This is a genomic window from Streptomyces sp. LaBMicrA B280, assembly GCF_049222185.1.
Classification (GTDB): Bacteria; Actinomycetota; Actinomycetes; order Streptomycetales; family Streptomycetaceae; genus Streptomyces; species Streptomyces murinus.
Window position 1 is genome coordinate 1 of sequence record NZ_JBMJCT010000051.1, and the last position, 1,535, is coordinate 1,535.

General features: G+C 65.3%; 3 protein-coding genes. 2 read left to right on the forward strand and 1 reads right to left on the reverse strand.

Going from position 1 to position 1,535, the window contains the following annotated elements:
- Positions 1-81: 81 nt before the first annotated feature.
- Positions 82-216, reverse strand: coding sequence for a YunG family protein (locus tag ACLF5H_RS30350; protein ID WP_421679202.1), 135 nt, complete (start codon positions 214-216; stop codon positions 82-84).
- Between the two features lie 525 nt (positions 217-741).
- Here ACLF5H_RS30350 and ACLF5H_RS30355 point away from each other — a divergent pair.
- Both ACLF5H_RS30355 and ACLF5H_RS30360 read left to right on the forward strand, forming a co-directional pair.
- The gene (locus ACLF5H_RS30355) at positions 742-1,113 is read left to right on the forward strand and encodes a DUF6000 family protein (protein ID WP_421679204.1); all 372 of its coding nucleotides are present in this window, start codon (positions 742-744) and stop codon (positions 1,111-1,113) included.
- A 220-nt stretch (positions 1,114-1,333) separates the two neighbouring features.
- Positions 1,334-1,535, forward strand: a 202-nt coding sequence (locus ACLF5H_RS30360) for a transposase (protein WP_421679203.1), incomplete at its 3' end; no start/stop codon positions are given.

Sequence of the window (1,535 nt, forward strand, 5' to 3'; positions counted from 1 at the left end):
GGCGACGGCGTCCACCACGCGATGCTCGGCATCGCCCGCCTGCACAACCTCACCCTCGCCGGGTGACGACGAACAGACAGGTCAACGCACACGCCCTAGATCATTTACGGGACAACGCTTAGGTAGCCGGTTCCACCAGTGAAAACCGTCCTGGGTTCCGTCAAGGTGCACCTCGCCGACCACGAGATCACCGCCGAAGACGTCGTTGACGATCAAAGCCGTGATGTCAGTCGGCGTGGCCGTCGGGCGAACAGGTGTCGGCGACCCAGCTGGCACGCGGGGCCTTGTCGAGATCAAGCAGGCTCCAAGAAATCATGCCGCCACCATCGCAGCCGCCACTGACATCGAATCAGGCGCACGGCCCAGTCATCCCGACCATGCACGCACGGATACAACCGAACAGTCATACCGGACAAGGAGATCAACTGCCCGTCAGCAAGGATTTGAAATGTCCGCTCACCCGGATGTCCCACTGTCCGTGGACACATGCGACTCCTTCAGCGACGCTCCGACCCGGCGTCCGCTGAATGCCGGGCTACTGGGCCATTCGTCGATCGGAACGGAGGCGCACGTGGTGCAGCGGCCGTCGCCGTCGGGGCGGGCGCGCCGGGGTGTGGGGTGTGGGGCCGGGGCATGTGCGGCAGAGTGGCCAGTGGAGGCAGGCGGGTCAGGGAGTGCTGCTTCATGGGCGGTGCCTACCGCGTGGCGCTGGCGAGTTTCGGCTCAGCGTGAGGCGGCGGCCTGCTCGCCGCGTACCTGGATCGGTGCCTCCTCCGGCCCGACTTCGGCTACGACCAGCCCACAGTCACGGGCGCCCCCGCGTACGCCGACTCTGTCTTGCACGGCGACTGGCCACCCGCTTTCCGCAGGGGCGATCTGTGGCTGCAGTGGTTCCAGGACGCGGCCCACTTGCACGGTGACGAGGACATCTCCCCCTACCTCGGTGGCATTCGCCTCATCTGCGCCGTCATCAACGAATGCGCCACCACCTGCCCTCCTTGGCTTTGCTCACTTCATGGTCGGGGTGGTGGTTGGCCCAACCATGACCGCGACCAGGGGTTTCATATCTTCATCGTGATCATGGTCGGGGGCTCGTGGTCGGTGGTCGGGTAGGGGTAGCAGGCATTCCCGGAACTCGACGACATTCTGGACCCGCTTGATCAACATCTGCTGCCCGAACTCGGCATCAACCGTTCTCGCCCTACACCGACGAAGCCAGCGGGCCCTGGCCGGCGAGGCTCGCGGTGGGCTGGGTCAAGAAGGCGCAGGAGGGTGATACGGGCGCGGCACAACTAGAGCGTGTCTCTTTGATGGGTTGGTCAGTTGATCGGATATGTCTGTCCGATTAGTGATCACTGATGCGATGTGGGACCGGATCGAGCCGCTGATGCCGGCCGATCCGGTCCGCGGGTGGCGGTGGGCCGACCACCGCCGCACCCTCGAGGCCATCGCGTGGAAGTACCGCACCAACTCGCCCTGGCGGGACCTGCCCGACGAGCTCGGCTCGTTCCAGACCGCCCACAAACGGCTGATCA